General features: G+C 64.6%; 16 protein-coding genes. 3 read left to right on the top strand and 13 right to left on the bottom strand.

Going from position 1 to position 16,319, the window contains the following annotated elements:
• Positions 1-5 precede the first annotated feature (5 nt).
• Positions 6-1,193 carry an O-succinylhomoserine sulfhydrylase gene (locus QA645_RS42020; protein WP_283046985.1) on the top strand — a complete coding sequence of 396 codons (1,188 nt, stop codon included), beginning with the start codon at positions 6-8 and terminating at the stop codon, positions 1,191-1,193.
• Between the two features lie 149 nt (positions 1,194-1,342).
• Here QA645_RS42020 and QA645_RS42025 read toward each other — a convergent pair whose 3' ends face one another.
• Genes QA645_RS42025 through QA645_RS42035 form a run of 3 tightly spaced genes read right to left on the bottom strand, consistent with a single transcriptional unit; the run spans position 1,343 to position 4,380 of the window.
• Positions 1,343-2,341, bottom strand: coding sequence for an SGNH/GDSL hydrolase family protein (locus tag QA645_RS42025; RefSeq protein ID WP_283046987.1), 999 nt, complete (start codon positions 2,339-2,341; stop codon positions 1,343-1,345).
• A gap of 12 nt (positions 2,342-2,353) precedes the next feature.
• Positions 2,354-3,124: an SGNH/GDSL hydrolase family protein gene (locus QA645_RS42030; RefSeq protein ID WP_254134937.1), complete on the bottom strand. Its 771-nt coding sequence runs from the start codon at positions 3,122-3,124 to the stop codon at positions 2,354-2,356.
• Entirely contained in the window at positions 3,124-4,380 is a 1,257-nt protein-coding gene (locus QA645_RS42035) for an OpgC domain-containing protein (RefSeq protein ID WP_254134938.1), read from the bottom strand. Before QA645_RS42035 ends, QA645_RS42030 begins: the two co-directional genes overlap by 1 nt.
• 168 nt (positions 4,381-4,548) lie before the next feature.
• On the opposite strand from QA645_RS42035, the gene apaG reads away from it, so the two are divergent.
• On the top strand, positions 4,549-4,953 hold the full coding sequence (gene apaG / locus QA645_RS42040) for a Co2+/Mg2+ efflux protein ApaG (protein ID WP_254134939.1): 405 nt from the start codon (positions 4,549-4,551) through the stop codon (positions 4,951-4,953).
• Between the two features lie 115 nt (positions 4,954-5,068).
• Here apaG and QA645_RS42045 read toward each other — a convergent pair whose 3' ends face one another.
• From QA645_RS42045 to QA645_RS42055, 3 genes are all read right to left on the bottom strand, one after another.
• Positions 5,069-6,076 (bottom strand): Hsp33 family molecular chaperone, encoded by a 1,008-nt coding sequence (locus QA645_RS42045; RefSeq protein ID WP_254134940.1) that lies wholly within the window; start codon positions 6,074-6,076, stop codon positions 5,069-5,071.
• A 289-nt stretch (positions 6,077-6,365) separates the two neighbouring features.
• A complete protein-coding gene (argF, locus tag QA645_RS42050; RefSeq protein ID WP_283046991.1) occupies positions 6,366-7,289 on the bottom strand; it encodes an ornithine carbamoyltransferase in 924 nt (307 codons plus the stop codon).
• Entirely contained in the window at positions 7,289-8,491 is a 1,203-nt protein-coding gene (locus QA645_RS42055; protein WP_283046993.1) for an aspartate aminotransferase family protein, read from the bottom strand. The genes argF and QA645_RS42055 overlap by 1 nt, the downstream gene beginning before the upstream one ends.
• Before the next feature lie 453 nt (positions 8,492-8,944).
• Between QA645_RS42055 and QA645_RS42060 the strand changes: the two genes are divergently transcribed.
• On the top strand, positions 8,945-9,457 hold the full coding sequence (locus tag QA645_RS42060) for a GcrA family cell cycle regulator (RefSeq protein WP_018644522.1): 513 nt from the start codon (positions 8,945-8,947) through the stop codon (positions 9,455-9,457).
• Positions 9,458-9,559: 102 nt separating this feature from the next.
• Here QA645_RS42060 and phoB read toward each other — a convergent pair whose 3' ends face one another.
• The 7 genes from phoB to QA645_RS42095 form a co-directional block, all read right to left on the bottom strand.
• The gene (gene phoB / locus QA645_RS42065) at positions 9,560-10,267 is read right to left on the bottom strand and encodes a phosphate regulon transcriptional regulator PhoB (protein ID WP_254134943.1); all 708 of its coding nucleotides are present in this window, start codon (positions 10,265-10,267) and stop codon (positions 9,560-9,562) included.
• Between the two features lie 22 nt (positions 10,268-10,289).
• Positions 10,290-11,006 carry a phosphate signaling complex protein PhoU gene (phoU, locus tag QA645_RS42070; RefSeq protein ID WP_200296825.1) on the bottom strand — a complete coding sequence of 239 codons (717 nt, stop codon included), beginning with the start codon at positions 11,004-11,006 and terminating at the stop codon, positions 10,290-10,292.
• Positions 11,007-11,017: 11 nt separating this feature from the next.
• On the bottom strand, positions 11,018-11,839 hold the full coding sequence (gene pstB / locus QA645_RS42075) for a phosphate ABC transporter ATP-binding protein PstB (protein ID WP_254134944.1): 822 nt from the start codon (positions 11,837-11,839) through the stop codon (positions 11,018-11,020).
• A complete protein-coding gene (gene pstA, locus QA645_RS42080) occupies positions 11,836-12,681 on the bottom strand; it encodes a phosphate ABC transporter permease PstA (protein ID WP_254195960.1) in 846 nt (281 codons plus the stop codon). The genes pstB and pstA overlap by 4 nt, the downstream gene beginning before the upstream one ends.
• Position 12,682: 1 nt before the next feature.
• Entirely contained in the window at positions 12,683-13,672 is a 990-nt protein-coding gene (pstC, locus tag QA645_RS42085) for a phosphate ABC transporter permease subunit PstC (protein ID WP_254135560.1), read from the bottom strand.
• A gap of 177 nt (positions 13,673-13,849) precedes the next feature.
• Positions 13,850-14,863: a phosphate ABC transporter substrate-binding protein PstS gene (gene pstS / locus QA645_RS42090; RefSeq protein WP_234682148.1), complete on the bottom strand. Its 1,014-nt coding sequence runs from the start codon at positions 14,861-14,863 to the stop codon at positions 13,850-13,852.
• A gap of 150 nt (positions 14,864-15,013) precedes the next feature.
• Positions 15,014-16,306, bottom strand: coding sequence for an ATP-binding protein (locus QA645_RS42095; protein ID WP_254134946.1), 1,293 nt, complete (start codon positions 16,304-16,306; stop codon positions 15,014-15,016).
• Positions 16,307-16,319 lie beyond the last annotated feature (13 nt).

Below are 16,319 nucleotides of genomic sequence, written 5' to 3' on the forward strand. Positions count from 1 at the left end.
GTCCTATGTCGAAGTCGCCTGCCAACTACCGTCCCGAAACCCGCCTAGTCCATTCCGGCACCCTGCGTTCGCAATATGGCGAGACGTCGGAGGCGCTGTTCCTGACCCAGGGCTATGTCTACAACAGCGCCGAGGAGTGCGAGGCGCGGTTCAAGGGCGAGGACCCCGGCTTCATCTACTCGCGCTACTCGAACCCGACGATCGCGATGTTCGAGCGCCGCATGATCGAGCTCGAAGGCGCAGAGGCCGCGCGCTCGGCGGCAACAGGCATGGCCGCGGTGACGACGGCGATCCTGGCGCCGCTGAAAGCCGGCGACCATGTCGTCGCGTCTCGCGCGCTGTTCGGCTCGTGCCTCTACGTCATTCAGGATCTGCTGCCCCGCTACGGCATCGAGACCACGCTGGTCGACGGCGCCAATCTCGACGAATGGCAGCGCGCGCTGAAGCCGAACACCAAGACGTTCTTCCTGGAGAGCCCGACCAATCCGACGCTCGACGTGCTCGACATTCCCGGCATCGCCGAGATCGCGCATAGCGGCGGCGCGCGGCTCGTCGTCGACAACGTGTTCGCCACGCCGATCTGGCAGAGCCCGCTCGCACTCGGCGCCGACGTCGTCGTCTACTCCGCGACCAAGCACATCGACGGCCAGGGCCGCTGTCTCGGCGGCATCATTCTGTCGTCGGAAGCCTTCATCGCCGAGCACATCCACAATTTCATGCGCCAGACCGGCCCGTCGATCTCGCCGTTCAACGCCTGGGTCCTGCTCAAGGGCCTGGAGACGCTCGGCGTGCGCGTGCGCGCGCAGACCGACACCGCGGCGCGCATCGCCGACGTGCTGGCGAGCCATCCGAAGATCGCGCGACTGGTCTATCCCGGTCGGGCCGATCATCCGCAGGCCGCGCTGGTGAAGAAGCAGATGCGCGGCGGCTCGACGCTGGTCGGCTTCGAGGTGAAGGGTGGCAAGGCGGCGGCGTTCCGCGTGCTCAACGAGCTGAAGCTTGCAAAGATCTCGAACAATCTCGGCGACGCCAAGAGCCTCGTCACGCATCCGGCGACGACGACGCATCAGCGGCTGAAGCCGGAAGTGCGCGCCGAGCTCGGGATCGGCGAAGGCTTCATCCGCTTCTCGGCCGGGCTCGAGCATGCCGACGATCTGATCGAGGATCTGACCGCGGCGCTGGAGAAGGCGTGAGAGCTTCCTGTCGTCCCGGCGAAAGCCGAGACCCATAACCACAGGATTAGGTTTGGCGAAGACTGGTAGTTAAGCGGTCTCCGGTACTAGCGCCGAAATCCACCGATAGATCACGCGGTATGGGTCCCGGCGTTCGCCGGGACGACAAATCACATCGGCCGGTACGTCCGCACGTCCGCGGGCACGTTCACGCCGAGCTTGATCTGGCCGACCGAGCGGATGATGTCGTCGCCGAGCAGCTGGGCGAAGCAGGCATAGCCCCAATCGTTCATGTGCAGGCCGTCGGCGATGACAAAGCTCTCGACCGGGAGCGCCTGCTTTTCATGCCATTCGCGCATCACTTCGAAGCGCGGGAAGATACCGACGTGACGGAGCTCGGCGACCTTGCCGAGCAGCTTCACCATCCTGCTTGCCCTTTCGGGACGCTCGGTGACGCGCGGCGAATATTGCGGATCGACCAGCACGACGTCGGCATCGCCTGCGGCCTGGATGCGGGTGACGCCGTCCTCGACCATTTTGGCGGTGTCGCCGGGATCGAGATCGCGCAGCACGGCGTTGGTGCCGACCTGCCAGATCACGAGATCCGGATGCACGTCGATCACCTCCTTCTGGAGGCGCTTCATCATCTCGGGCGCGTCCTCGCCGCCGATTCCGGCATTGATGACGGTGATGTCGGCGGTGGGATATTGCCGGCGCAGCTGCGCAGCGAGACGGTTCGGATAGTTGAAGTCGGGCGAGCTCGCGCCGTAGCCCGCCGTCGACGACGAGCCGAATGCGACGATCACGACGGGCTTACCCGCGACGAGCTTGCTCGCGACATGCGGCAGCGAGCCCATCGTGTTCGCACCGCCCTTCGGCGACAGACACGGCACGCGGCTGAAAATGTCGCCGGCGGATTTCGCGACCTGCTTCACCTTGTCGATGGCGCGCGAGGTGAGGCCGCGCTGCTCGGCGGACGACGTCGCGGCAATCGTGGTCTGGGACGGTGATGCCGGTGCGGGATTAGCGCCCTGCTGCGGCGCCGGCGTCGCCTGGGCAGCCTGAGCGCGCGCAGGGGCCCGCAACACCATGGGCGTCAGCATCAGCAGCGCCGCCGCTGCGGGCGCGGCCAGCCATGTCGTCAGGCCAAAAGGGCGGAGAGAACTCATTAACGCTAGACCTCAATTTTGCTGCTGGGCCGGCCCCAGATGGGCGGCGTCGATCACAAACTGTGCCAACGCCCGGCCGATGCAATCATGGACCTGCTTCGCCAGCTCAGGGCCGCGGGAGGGGCTGAACAGGTCGAACTGACCCTGGTCATTCCACTGCCGCATCATCGCGAAGCGGTCGAACAGCGGGACATCATGCTCCTGCGCCACCACCCGCATATTATCGAGATAAGGCGGCGCCGAGATCATGGTTTCGGTACGCGGGCTGTACTGCAAATTCATCAAGACGACGTCAGCCCCTGCATTTTGCAACGCAGCGACCCCTTCGGTCACGGCGCCGCGGAAATCATCGGGATCGATGGAGCGGATAGCATCCACGGTCCCGGTCTGCCAGATGACCAAAGTAGGTGTTTTTGCTTCCATCAGCTTAACGAAGGTACTGGCGGCTTCCTCCGCTGTCTTCTTGCTCTGTATTTCTACGGATACGTGCACGGTCTCCGCAGGCGGCAGCTTGTCCTTCAGCATGGCCTGCATCCGCGCCGGATAGGAGCTGTCCTCCGAGGATGGAATGGTGGTGGAGCGGCTGCCGATCACCAGGATCTCCAGCGGCTTGCCGGCCTTGACGGTGTCGGCGACCTTGTGGAGCTGGCTGTCAGTGGCGAGCAAATAAGGCGGTAATTCGCAGGCTGCGGGCGCGGCAGGCACGGCTTCGCCGGCGCGCGCCGAAGGCGCGACGAGACCAGCGCACAGCAGGATCAGGCTCAGGAGAACCTTCGCCTTCATCAGCCCCCTCCCGCCAGATCGGCGTTGCCGGCGGCGGCTTTGGTTTTCGTACCGCTCTTGTCGGCCACCTGCTTGTACCACGAAATCACCCAGGCAACGCCCCACATGATCAGGATTCCGGAGAGACTAATCAGCGCATGCATGCCCGGTCCACCGGAGACCTCGGCCAGGATGAAATGGCCGGCGAAGGCGAGGAAGACGCCGAGGCAGAAGATCTCGAGGGAATGGGAGCCGCACAGGATCAGCGGCCGCAGCCAGGGCGATTTCAGGCCCGGCCAGTCGCGCGGCAGGAAGCGCACGGTGAGCGCGGCCAGCGCCAGGAAATGCGTGAAGCGCAGCACGTCGAGGTCGGTCTTGTCGATCGGATACATCCACTGCTCGAGCCGCTTCGGCATGAGATGGCCGAGCTGGGGTACGTACCAGGTCAACGTCACGTAGAACGCCGCGACGAGATAAGCGATCGAGATCCACATCGTGACCCGTGACGCCAGAATGCGCGACATGCGTCGCGCACCTCCGAGCGCACACCATGCCCCGAACACGAACAGCAACTGCCAGGCCAGCGGATTGAACGCCCAGAAGCCGTTCGGATAGGCCGAGAAGTAGAGATCGAATTCCCAGGTCACCGCGTAGAGGGCGGCCGACAGCGCGAGCGTCACGTCGGGCCGCCACTTCATCGACCACAGGATCAGCGGCAGCGCCAGCATCAAGACGATGTACAGCGGCAGCACGTCCATGTTGACGGGGCGGAAGCGCAACAGCAGCGCCTGCACGATGGTGACATCGGGCTGCTTGAGGAAATCCATGATCCCCATCTCTTCGGTGTAGAGCGGGTTCTCGAAGCTGGTCGCGACGTAGGAGATCTCGGCGAGGAAGATCGTGAACAGGAAGACGTGGGCGACATAGATCTGCCAGACCCGACGCAGGATGCGCGCGGTGGCGATGACGAAGCCGCTCTCCAGCATGGCGCGGCCATAGACGAAGGCGGCAGTGTAGCCGGAGATGAAGATGAAGATTTCGGTGGCGTCGCTGAAGCCGTAATTGCGGATCGTGAACCAGGTCAGCAAATTCGGCGGCAGATGGTCGATGAAGATCAGCCACAGCGCCAGGCCCCGGAACAGGTCGAGCCTGAGCTCGCGCTCGCCGATCGCCGGCAGCGTGATCGCCGGCGCACGCGCCACGGGTTTGGCCTCCGCGGGCTTGGCACCCGCGGTTCCCGCGATCGTCGATCCCGTCACTTGATCGGCAATGGTCATCGGGGCCCAAAAACCCTTCCGCAAATCGCGACGTATGAGGATTGTACCGGTCCCGTCGCCGCCTCGCAAAGCGGCCGGATCACATACGGGTGTACTTCCCTGTCAATTCTGGCGGGACGATGTCGCGAAAGCCGCCTGCGGCGTTTGGTTCCCGGCAGGGTTTTCGTTATGATGGCAGTCATGTACCGCGCCGTGACCCGCCAGATCGAAGTGACCGTCGAGCCGAACTTTGTTCCGGAACAGTCGTCGGCCGACCGCTCGCGCTATTTCTGGTCCTACACCATCGTCATCACCAATTCCGGCGACGAGACCGTGCAGCTCAAGACGCGGCACTGGATCATCACCGACGCCTCCGGCCGGCAACAGGAGGTCAAGGGCGAAGGCGTGGTCGGCGAGCAGCCGACCTTGGCCCCCGGCGAGCGCTTCGAATACACCTCCGGCGTGCCGCTCTCGACCGCCTCCGGCTTCATGACCGGCCGCTACCAGATGGTCAGCGAAAGCGGCGAACGGTTCGAGATCGACGTGCCGACGTTTTCGCTGGACAGCCCGGACAACAAGCGGGTGTTGAATTAGCGGCGGATGACGGTGCCGTAGGGCGGGCAAAGGCGCAACGCGCCGTGCCCACCATTTCCGTCGAAATGCACGAGATCGTGGGCACGCTTCGCTTTGCCCACCCTACGATACCTCGCTACGCGTCCTCGACGCCCGCCTCATCCGGCGTGAACTCGTACACCGATGAGCAGAACTCGCAGGTCACGACGACCTTGTCGTCCTTGACCATGGCGCTGCGATCGTCCGGCGAGAAGCTCTTCAGCATGGAGGCGACCGCGTCGCGCGAGCAGGAGCATTGCGCTTTCAGGACAAGCGGATTGAACACGCGCACGCCGCGTTCGTGGAAGAGGCGATAGAGCAACCGCTCGCCGGAGAGATCGGGATCGATCAGCTCGACGTCCTCGACGGTTTCGATCAGCGAGCGCGCCTCGACCCAGGCATCGTCCTCGGCAACGCTGTGCACCTCGGCGCCATCGGGCGCATCGCCGGGATGCAGATCGGCCTGCCGCGCGCGCTCCGGCGCCTTCGGCAAGAACTGCATCAGCATGCCGCCGGCACGCCAGCGATGCTTGCCGCCGTCGCTCGAGCGCCACTCCTCGCCGACCGCAAGGCGGACGCGCGTCGGGATCTGCTCGGAGCGCAGGAAATATTCGTGAGCGGCATCTTCCAGGCTGCCGCCGTCGAGCGCGACCAGGCCCTGGTAGCGGCTCATATCGGGACCCTGGTCGATGGTCATGGCGAGGTGGCCGCGGCCGAGCAGCGTACCGGAATCCTTGGTGTCACCGAGGCGTTCGGCGTCGAAGCGCGCATAGGCGCGCAGGCGATCCGGCGCCTGATAGTCCACCACCAGAAACGACACCGGCCCGTCGGTCTGTGCCTGCAGGATGAAGCGGCCTTCAAATTTCAGCGCCGAGCCGAGCAGCGTGGTCAGCACGATGGCCTCGCCGAGCAGCTTGCCGACCGGCGCGGGATAATCGTGCTTGGTCAGGATCTCGTCGAGCGCGGGGCCGAGCCGAACCAGGCGCCCACGCACATCGAGCGCGTCGACCTCGTAGGGCAACACGGCATCATCGATGGGAACCGCGGATGGTGCGCGAACCGGGCCTTCAGACCCGGTTTTCATGTCAGGGGATTGGGAAACCATGGCGCTTTATCTGGGGTCGGAGGACGGGAAATGGAAGGGGCGCGAGGTGGTGCGTTCCGGATGCAGGTGTCGTTGTACGAAGCAGCCTCAAACTGGATGTCGTCCCGGGGCGCGCGAAGCGCGAACCCGGGATCCATAACCACAGGATGACGTCATCGTGCGAGATGACAACTCCGAGTCCTCGCAAAACCACGGCCTGTGGTTATGGGTCCCGGATCTGCGCTTACGCTTGTCCGGGACGACAGCGGAGGATGGAGCCGCCAGCGCGGCCACACACTCGCACGTATCTCTACTTCACCGCGTCAAAGCACCAGGCCAAAATGCCCTTCTGCGCATGCAGGCGGTTTTCGGCCTCGTCGAACACGACCGATTGCGGGCCGTCGATCACCTCGTCGGTGACCTCCTCGCCGCGATGGGCAGGCAGACAGTGCATGAACAGCGCGTCGGGCTTCGCCAGCGACATCAGCTTCGCATTGACCTGGTAGGGCTTGAGCACGTTGTGACGGTGCTCGCCTTCCTTGTCGCCCATCGACACCCAGGTGTCGGTGACGACGCAATCGGCGCCCTTCACCGCGGCTTCGGGATCGGTGCCGAGCACGATCGGTGCGTTGGTGGCCTTGATGAAATCGCGCATCACCTTCTTCGGAGCGAGCTCCGGCGGGGTCGCGACATTGAGGTTGAACTTGAAACGTTCGGCGGCATGAGCCCAGGACGCCAGCACGTTGTTGTCGTCGCCGGTCCAGGCCACGGTGCGACCTTCGATCGGGCCGCGATGCTCCTCGTAGGTCATGAGATCGGCCATCACCTGGCACGGGTGCGAGCGCCGCGTCAGGCCGTTGATCACGGGCACGGTCGCGTTCGCAGCGAGCTCCAGCAGCGCCTCGTGATTGAGGATGCGGATCATGATGGCGTCGACATAGCGCGACAGCACGCGCGCGGTGTCGGCGATGGTCTCGCCGCGGCCCAGCTGCATCTCGGCACCCGTGAGCATGATCGGCTCGCCGCCGAGCTGGCGCATGGCGACGTCGAACGACACCCGCGTGCGGGTCGACGGGCGTTCGAAGATCATCGCCAGCGTCTTGCCCTCGAGCGGCCTGACCGGCTGATGTGCCTTCTGCTTCGCCTTCATGGCGGAGGAGGCCGCGAGCATGCTCTTGAGCTCCGACAGCGGCAGCTCGTTGATGTCCAGGAAGTGCTTCGGCGTCTTGCTCATCAGCTTGCCGCCCGCTTGTTGCCGGTCAGCGCAGTGCAGGCGCGTTCGAGCCGCCCGACGCTGTCCTCGATCTCGGCTTCGGTGACGATCAAGGGCGGCAGGAAGCGCACGACATTGTCGCCGGCCCCGACGGTGAGCAGTTTTTCGTTGCGAAGTGCTGCGACCAGATCGCCGGAGGGCACCACGGCCTTGATGCCGATCAGGAGCCCCTCGCCGCGAACTTCGCTGACGACATCGGGATGACGGTCGATCACGGAAGCAAGCTTCTGCTTCAGCAGCAGCGACATCTTCTGCACATGGTCGAAGAAGCCGGGCTTGAGCATGACGTCGAGCACTGCGTTCGCAGCCGAGATCGCCAGCGGATTGCCGCCGAAGGTCGAGCCGTGCGAGCCGGGCCCCATGCCGGAGGCCGCTTCCGCGGTCGCCAGCACCGCGCCGATCGGGAAGCCGCCGCCGAGCGCCTTCGCCAGCGACATCACGTCAGGCGTGACGCCGGTGCGCCGATGGGCGAAGAGATCGCCGGTGCGGCCCATGCCGGTCTGCACTTCATCGAAGGCGAGCAGCAGGCCCTTCTCGTCGCAGAGCTGGCGCAGCGCCTTGAGGAAGCCGGGAGGCGCCGAACGCACGCCACCCTCGCCCTGGATCGGCTCGATCAGGATACCGGCGGTCTGCGGACCGATCGCCTTCTTCACGGCCTCGATGTCGCCATGCGGGATCTGGTCGAAACCGTCCATCGGCGGGCCAAAACCTTCGAGATATTTTGCCGAGCCGGTCGCGGCCAGCGTCGCCAGCGTCCGACCGTGGAAGGCGCCTTCGAAGGTGATGATGCGGTAGCGCTCCGGATGCCCCTTGGAGAAGTGATGGTGGCGGACCAGCTTGATCACGCCCTCCAGCGCTTCGGCGCCGGAATTACAGAAGAACACGAAGTCGGCAAAACTCTCGTTGCAGAGACGCGCCGCGAGCTTCTCGCCATCCGGGCTCTGGAACAGGTTCGACATGTGCCAGAGTTTTGTCGCCTGCTCCTGCAGCGCCTTGACCAGCACGGGATGGGCATGGCCGAGCGCATTCACTGCAACGCCCGAGGTGAAATCGAGATAGCGATCGCCATTGGTCGCGATCAACCAGACGCCTTCACCGCGCTCAAAACCGATGTCGGCCCTGGCGAAAACGGGGAGCAAATGCGGTGCTACGCTGTTGGTCATGATGGTCTCTTTGGATGTTTCGGACGGCCTGAGCGTGCGTTGCGCAGCGCATCATTGGTCCGGAAAACGAAACGTGCCGCCTTTTAAGGGCGGCACGCATCGCCATCTTATGCCTGGCACCAATGGTGTCAATGCCGCCCGGAAAGCCCCGCGAAACGCTGATTCCGTAGTCTTGCGGTGCCGGATTTGCGGGTTTTTGGCCACGGAACATGTGGAAGCGAGTCGTCGGACTCTTGCGCGTGAGTCACGCCATATTGTAGCGTTTGCCTTGTCAGATACGACATCTCGTGCAGCGGTTCTGATCCCAAAAGTCCTCATGTACCGGCGTAAACGTTCGGGCGGCTCATTGCGCCCGGCGAACCTTAAGGGATTCTGGCGGCACGGGTTTTTCGAAGCTTAGGCATTCGTCGTGCCGCCCCAGGATGGCAGGCGCGCGGCGAAGGAAAGGTTACAATGACGGTTTTGACCTGGTCCGACGATCGCGTCGAGCAGTTGAAAAAGCTCTGGGAGGCCGGACTTTCGGCCAGCCAGATCGCCGCTGAGCTTGGGAATGTCACCCGCAACGCCGTGATCGGCAAGGTGCACAGGCTCGGCCTGTCGGGCCGCGCCAAGAGCCCGTCTTCGGCAGCTCCGCGGCCGCGCAAGGCGCGTCCGGCGCAGCACATGATGCGGGTGAGCAGGCCCATCGCGCGTGGCAATACCGCGCTGGCGCAGGCCTTCGAGGTCGAAGTCGAGGCTGAACCGGTCACCTACGACAACGTGGTGCCGATGAGCCAGCGGCTGTCGCTGCTCGAATTGAACGAGGCGACCTGCCACTGGCCGGTCGGCGATCCCTCGAGCCCGGATTTCTTCTTCTGCGGCGGCAAGGCGCTCTCCGGCCTGCCCTACTGCGCCCAGCACTCGCGGGTGGCGTATCAGCCGGCAGCGGATCGGCGGCGGGCGCCGGCGAAGCCTGGCACGCGGTAAGCGCATCCAGGTAATCTCGTCCCGGCACAAGGCCGGGACGACCGGGGAAATAAAAAAGCGCGCCATCCAGCGCGCTTTTTATTTTGTCTGCTTGCAAGAGCCTTAGGCCTGCTCGGCCTTTGCAAACCGGTCATCGAGCGCATAGCCCGCACCGCGCACCGTGCGGATCGGATCCTGCTCGCGACCAAGATTGAGCAGCTTGCGCAGGCGACCGATATGCACGTCGACGGTGCGCTCGTCGATATAGATGTCGCGGCCCCAGACGCTGTCGAGCAGCTGCTCGCGCGAGAACACGCGACCGGGGTGCTCCAGGAAAAACTCCAGCAGGCGATATTCGGTGGGGCCGAGATCGATCGGCCGGCCCGAGCGCGCCACGCGGCGCTTTTCGCGATCGAGCTCGATGTCACCGAAAGCGAGCACGGTTGCGAGCCGCTCGGGACTTGCGCGCCGCAGCAGACCCTTCACGCGGGCCAGCAGCTCGGGCACCGAGAACGGCTTGACGATGTAGTCGTCGGCGCCGGTCGCAAGGCCCCGCACCCGCTCGCTCTCCTCGCCGCGCGCGGTGAGCATGATGATCGGCAGCTGCTTGGTGTCGGACCGCGTCCGCAGCCGGCGGCACAGCTCGATGCCGGAAAGCCCCGGCAGCATCCAGTCGAGCACGATCAGATCGGGGATGTGCTCCTTGAGGCGGGTGTCGGCGTCGTCGCCGCGCATCACCGTCTCGACGTCATAGCCGTCGCCCTCGAGGTTGTAGCGGAGGAGCTCGGTGAGAGCTTCCTCGTCTTCAACCACCATAATGCGTGCGCCCATTGGGTCGTCGCTCCTTAAGGATTCAAGTATTGGGGACCGTGGTGGCGAAGGTCGTCATGTCGCCCTTCGGTCGCTTGTCGGTGATGGCCTGGCCTTCGATCATGTAGAACACGGTCTCGGCAATGTTGGTGGCGTGGTCGCCGATCCGCTCGATGTTCTTGGCGCAGAACATCAGATGGATGCAGAACGAGATGTTGCGCGGGTCCTCCATCATATAGGTGAGGAGCTCGCGGAACAGCGAGGTGCAGATGGCGTCGACTTCCTCGTCGCCCTTCCACACCGCCATCGCCGCCGGCAGATCGTGCGCGGCATATGCGTCCAGCACCGACTTGACCTGCTGCTGCACGAGGTCGGTCATGTGCTCGAGGCCGCGGAACAGCTTGAGCGGATGGAAATCCGTCTCCAGCGCCGCGACGCGCTTGCCCATGTTCTTGGCGAGGTCGCCGATGCGTTCGAGATCGGTCGCGACGCGCATGGCGCCGACGATTTCGCGCAGATCCACCGCCATCGGCTGGCGGCGCGCGATCGTGAGCACGGCGCGTTCCTCGATCTTCTTCTGCAGCGCGTCGAGCTCGGCGTCGATGGTGACGACGCGCTGGCCGAGCGCGATATCACGGCGGATCAGCGCGTCGACGGAATCGACGATCATGCGCTCGGCGATGCCGCCCATCTCGGCGACCAGGCGCGTGAGCTCCTGGAGGTCGGTGTCGAAGGCCTTTGCGGTATGTTCAGAACCCATGTCCTGTCTCCTCAGCCGAACCGGCCGGTAATGTAATCCTGCGTGCGCCGGTCGGACGGCGACGTGAAGATCTTGCTGGTGTCGTCGAACTCGATCAACTCGCCGAGATACATGAAGGCGGTCTTGTCGGAGACGCGAGCCGCTTGCTGCATGTTGTGGGTCACGATCGCGATCGTGTAATTCTCGGACAGCTCCTGGATCAGCTCCTCGACCTTCGCGGTCGAGATCGGATCGAGCGCCGAGCAGGGCTCGTCGAACAGGATCACCTCGGGCCGCACCGCGACGGTGCGGGCAATGCAGAGGCGCTGCTGCTGGCCGCCGGAGAGCGACAGGCCGGAGGCGTTCAGCTTGTCCTTGACCTCGTTCCACAGCGCGCCGCCGCGCAGGGCCTTCTCGACGCGATCGTCCATCTCCGACTTCGAGATCTTCTCGTAGAGACGGATGCCGAAGGCGATGTTCTCGTAGATCGTCATCGGGAACGGCGTCGGCTTCTGGAACACCATGCCGACGCGGGCGCGCAGCAGATTGAGGTCGAGCTTGGGATCGAGGATGTTGGTCTGGTCGAGCATCAGCTGACCGGAGACGCGCTGGCCCGGATAGAGGTCGTACATCCGGTTGAAGATGCGCAGCAGGGTCGACTTGCCGCAGCCCGACGGTCCGATGAACGCCGTGACGCGGTTGGTGCCGAGCGCCAGATTGATGTTCTTCAGCGCGTGGTGCTCGCCGTAATAGAAGTTGAGGTTGCGCACCGTTACCTTGGCCGGGGCTTCAGGCAGAGGCTGCGAGCCGGGATGAACGGCGGGCGTACTGACGGAAACAGACATTTCGCTCATTTTGCGGTCCTCTCGGCGCTCAGGATGCGCGCGCCAATGTTCAGGGCAAGCACGGTCAACGTGATCAGCAGGGCGCCGCTCCAGGCCAACTGCTTCCAGTAGGCATACGGGCTCTGCACGAAGTTGTTGATGGTGACCGGCAGGTTGGCCATCGTCTTGTTCAGGCCCAGGCTGAAGAACTGGTTCGACAGTGCGGTGAACAGCAGCGGCGCAGTCTCGCCGGCGACGCGGGCGGTGGCCAGCATCACGCCTGTGATGAGGCCCGAGCGCGCCGCACGATAGGCGATGCGCTTGATCACCAGCGAGCGCGGCAGGCCGAGCGCAGAGGCAGCCTCGCGCAGCGCGTTCGGCACCAGCAGCAGCATGTCCTCGGTCGTGCGCAGCACCACCGGGATCACGATCACGGCGAGTGCGAGCGAGCCTGCGATCGCCGAGAAGCCGCGCATCGGCACCACCACCGCGCCGTAGATGAACAGGCCGATGATGATCGAGGGCGCCGAGAGCAGGATGTCGTTGATGAAGCGGATCACCGAGGTCAGCTTGTCGTTGCGGCCGTACTCGGCGAGATAGGTGCCGGCGAACAGGCCGAGCGGCGCGCCGATGCCGACGCCGATCACGGTCATGATCAGGGAGCCGACGATGGCGTTGCGCAGACCGCCTTCAGTCGAGCCCGGAGGCGGCGTGTCCGCGACGAACAGTTCGAGGTTCAACCCGGCGAGGCCGTTATAGAGCAGCGTGACCAGGATCAGCGCGAGCCAGGTGACGCCGAAGGCGGCGGCACCGAAGCAGAGCCCGCGGATCACGATGTCCTTGCGGCGACGGCGTGAATAAATCGGGTTCATGTTACTTCCCCGCCTTCTTTTCCAGCCGCATCAGCATCAGCCGGGCGCCGGCGAGCACGAAGAACGTCAGCACGAACAGCAGCAGGCCGAGCAGGATCAGGCCGGACTGGTGCAGGCCGTCGCTCTCGGCGAATTCGGAGGCGATCGCCGCCGAGATCGTGGTGCCCGGCGCGAAGATCGATGACGAGATGCGGAACGAGTTGCCGATGATGAAGGTCACCGCCATGGTCTCGCCGAGCGCGCGGCCCAGTGCCAGCATGACGCCACCGATGATGCCGACACGGGTGTAGGGGATCACCACGCTGCGCACGACTTCCCAGGTGGTGCAGCCGACGCCGTAGGCGGCTTCCTTCAGCACCGGCGGCACCGTCTTGAACACGTCGACCGAGATCGAGGTGATGAAGGGCAGCACCATGATGGCGAGGATCAGCGCGGCGTTGAACAGGCTGAGATAGGACGGGGGGCCGGCGAAGATCGCGCCCAGCACGGGGACGCCATCGAAGATCTTGATCATGAAAGGCTGGAAGGTGTTGGCCAGGAACGGCCCCAGCACGAAGAAGCCCCACATGCCGTAGATGATCGAGGGAATGCCGGCGAGCAATTCAATCGCCATGCCGATGGGGCGGCGCAGCCATTGCGGGCAGAGCTCGGTGAGGAAGATCGCGATGCCGAGACCGACCGGAATGGCGATCAGCATCGCGATGAACGAGGTGACGAGCGTGCCGTACATCGGTCCGAGCGCGCCGAGCACGGGCGGATCGGCCGACGGCGCCCAGCGCTGCGTCCACAGGAACGCGAAGCCGTATTCCTTCATCGCCGGGAAGGCACCGACGATCAGCGACAGGATGATGCCGCCGAGGATGAGAAGCACCGAGATCGCACTGAGCCGCGTGATCCAGTAGAAGGTGACATCGCCGAGCTTGAACGCGCTCAACGCCTTGGCGCGATCATATGGTCCCGCGTCGTCGACGATATCGCTCTGAACGGCCATTTCTGCCACGCCGATCCCCTATGCCAAGAATATACGCTTTTTATTGGTCTCGTGCCCCGGATGCGGCGCTAGCTGCGAAGCGTTGCGACGTTGATCCGGGGCCTCGTTCTTGTGGGTCCCGGTTCAGCGCAGCAGCGTTCCACGCTGCCGCGCATCCGGGACACGAGAGGAGAGCGCTTAGCTCTTGATCTCGGCAGCCCAGGTCTTCTCGATCAGCTGGACGACGCTGTCCGGCATCGGGATGTAGTCGAGCTCTTCAGCCGCCTTGCCGCCGTTCTTGAAGGCCCAGCGGAAGAACTTGATGGCTTCCTGCGAGGCCGCCTTGTCGGTGGCGTCCTTGTGCATGAGGATGAAGGTCGCCGCCGTGATCGGCCAGGACTTGTCGCCGGGCTGGTCGGTCAGGATGACGTAGTAGCCGGGAGCCTTGGCCCAGTCGGCGTTGGAAGCGGCCGCCTGGAAGGCTTCGACGGTCGGCTGCACCGGCTTGCCGGCCTTGTTGACGAGGCCGGTGTAGGTCAGCTTGTTCTGCTTGGCATAGGCGTACTCGACGTAACCGATCGAGTTCTTGGTCTGGCTGATGTTGCCCGACACGCCTTCGTTGCCCTTGGCGCCGACGCCAACCGGCCACTCGACGGCGGTGCCCTCACCGACCTTGCTCTTCCAGTCGGCGCTGGCCTTGGAGAGGTAATTGGTGAAGTTGAAGGTGGTGCCCGAACCGTCCGAACGACGGACCACGGTGATCGCGTCCGACGGCAGCTTCACGTTCGGATTGAGCTTCTTGATCGCGGCGTCGTCCCACTTGGTGATCTTGCCGAGATAGATGTTGGCGAGGGTCTCGCCGTCGAACACCAGTTCGCCGGCCTTGACGCCTTCGAGGTTGACGACGGGAACGATGGCGCCCATCACCATCGGCCACTGGGCAAGGCCGTCCTTCTCGAGCTGTTCGGCCTTGAGCGGCGCGTCGCTGGCGCCGAAGGTCACGGTCTTGGCCTGGATCTGCTTGATGCCGCCGCCGGAGCCGATCGACTGATAGTTCAGGCCGTTGCCGGTCTCCTTCTTGTAGGCGTCAGCCCACTTCGAATAGATCGGGAATGGGAAGGTCGCGCCTGCACCCGTGATGTCGGCAGCAAAGGCCGCCGTCGTCGTTGCGGCGACCAAGCCGGCAGCGACGATCGTTTTGATGAAATTCATGCTGGTCTCCATACAGGGGAGCGAAGCGCCATCAGCGCCCGATCGCGCTCCCCGCGCCGCCCCTTTAGGAGCGGTCGGCTGTGCTTTTACGAAGGTTTCGTGACAGTCGGATGACACCTTCAAGCGATTGAAATCGCTTGATTTTCGTCCCTAAACTAAAGTCTTAGCCTGGGGAAAACAGGCCGTGAAAGTGGCCCCCTGTTTAGGGACACTTTCGATCAAAAGACGGCCGCGGTGACGGTTAAGAATATGTTTCACCAGCGATAATCCAAGACCGGTTCCACCCTGGGAGCGGCTGTCGCCGACGTCCACCCGGTAGAACCGTTCGGTCAGGCGCGGCAGGTGCTCGGGCGCGATGCCGGGTCCGAAATCCCGCACCATGACCCGGATTTCCTGAGGTCCGTCAGTCGCCGGGGTCGCGGTCAGCGACACGATGACGCGCCCGCCGGAGGCACCGTATTTGAGCGCGTTCTCGATCAGATTTTCGAACAGGCGCAGCAGCTCCTCGCGGTCGCCCGCGATCATGACCGGCGCTTCCGGCAGATGGGTCTCGACCTCGACCTGGCGTTCCCGGGCCAGCGGCTCGAGCCCGTCGGCGACCTGGAAGATGATCGGCAGCAGGTCGACCAGCGTATCCGGCCGCACATGGGCCGACAGCTCCACCCGCGACAGCGACAGCAGATCGTCGATCAGGCGCGCCATGCGGGTGGCCTGGTTGTGCATGATGCCGAGGAAGCGCTCGCGCGCCTTGGGATCGTCCTTGGCCTGGCCCTGCAGCGTGTCGATGAAGCCGGAGAGCGCGGCCAGCGGCGTGCGCAATTCATGGCTGGCGTTGGCAACGAAGTCGGCGCGCATTTCCTCGACCCGGCGCAGCGGCGTCTGGTCGTGGAAGGTCATCAGCATGCATTTGTCGGCGCCGCCGAACGTGGTCGGCACCGGCACCGGGGTGATGATCAGCTCCATCCAGCGATCGACCGGCACATGGTCGAGATAAGTCGCGCGCCGCGGCTCGGTGGTCGCGATGGACTCGCGCAGCGCCGTGATGATCTCCGGCGAGCGCAGCGCGAACTGGGCGAGCTCGTTCTTGCGCAGCGCCGGCGCGAGCTGGGCGGCAGCGGCATTGAGATGGATGACGCGGCCGGCGCGGTCGAGCAACACGGCCGGATCCGGCATGCCGGCGACGACCGCGGCCACCGCCGCGCTCTCGACCGGATTGACGCGGCGGGTGTCCTCGCGGGAGGCAGCGGTATCATGCAGCCGCCAGGGGATCAGCGCCGCCGCTGCGATGCAGAGGAACACCGTCACCGCCCGCACCACCGACAATTCGCCGAGCGAGACCACTACCGACAGCGCCAGCGCGGCGGCGATCAGGATGATGGTCGAGTGCCGCAGCCGGTCGGACCAGGGCTGCACAGTGGGAGACGAGGGAGCGTCGATCGCCATCGGGGCGGGCTTC

Source organism: Bradyrhizobium sp. CIAT3101 (genome assembly GCF_029714945.1).
GTDB lineage: Bacteria > Pseudomonadota > Alphaproteobacteria > Rhizobiales > Xanthobacteraceae > Bradyrhizobium.

Coding starts and splice junctions, on each gene's coding strand:
- QA645_RS42020 (WP_283046985.1), top strand. CDS start 6: ATGTCGAAGTCGCCTGCCAACTACCGTCCCGAAACCCGCCTAGTCCAT.
- QA645_RS42025 (WP_283046987.1), bottom strand. CDS start 2,341: ATGAGTTCTCTCCGCCCTTTTGGCCTGACGACATGGCTGGCCGCGCCC.
- QA645_RS42030 (WP_254134937.1), bottom strand. CDS start 3,124: ATGAAGGCGAAGGTTCTCCTGAGCCTGATCCTGCTGTGCGCTGGTCTC.
- QA645_RS42035 (WP_254134938.1), bottom strand. CDS start 4,380: ATGACCATTGCCGATCAAGTGACGGGATCGACGATCGCGGGAACCGCG.
- apaG (WP_254134939.1), top strand. CDS start 4,549: ATGATGGCAGTCATGTACCGCGCCGTGACCCGCCAGATCGAAGTGACC.
- QA645_RS42045 (WP_254134940.1), bottom strand. CDS start 6,076: ATGGTTTCCCAATCCCCTGACATGAAAACCGGGTCTGAAGGCCCGGTT.
- argF (WP_283046991.1), bottom strand. CDS start 7,289: ATGAGCAAGACGCCGAAGCACTTCCTGGACATCAACGAGCTGCCGCTG.
- QA645_RS42055 (WP_283046993.1), bottom strand. CDS start 8,491: ATGACCAACAGCGTAGCACCGCATTTGCTCCCCGTTTTCGCCAGGGCC.
- QA645_RS42060 (WP_018644522.1), top strand. CDS start 8,945: ATGACGGTTTTGACCTGGTCCGACGATCGCGTCGAGCAGTTGAAAAAG.
- phoB (WP_254134943.1), bottom strand. CDS start 10,267: ATGGGCGCACGCATTATGGTGGTTGAAGACGAGGAAGCTCTCACCGAG.
- phoU (WP_200296825.1), bottom strand. CDS start 11,006: ATGGGTTCTGAACATACCGCAAAGGCCTTCGACACCGACCTCCAGGAG.
- pstB (WP_254134944.1), bottom strand. CDS start 11,839: ATGAGCGAAATGTCTGTTTCCGTCAGTACGCCCGCCGTTCATCCCGGC.
- pstA (WP_254195960.1), bottom strand. CDS start 12,681: ATGAACCCGATTTATTCACGCCGTCGCCGCAAGGACATCGTGATCCGC.
- pstC (WP_254135560.1), bottom strand. CDS start 13,672: ATGGCCGTTCAGAGCGATATCGTCGACGACGCGGGACCATATGATCGC.
- pstS (WP_234682148.1), bottom strand. CDS start 14,863: ATGAATTTCATCAAAACGATCGTCGCTGCCGGCTTGGTCGCCGCAACG.
- QA645_RS42095 (WP_254134946.1), bottom strand. CDS start 16,306: ATGGCGATCGACGCTCCCTCGTCTCCCACTGTGCAGCCCTGGTCCGAC.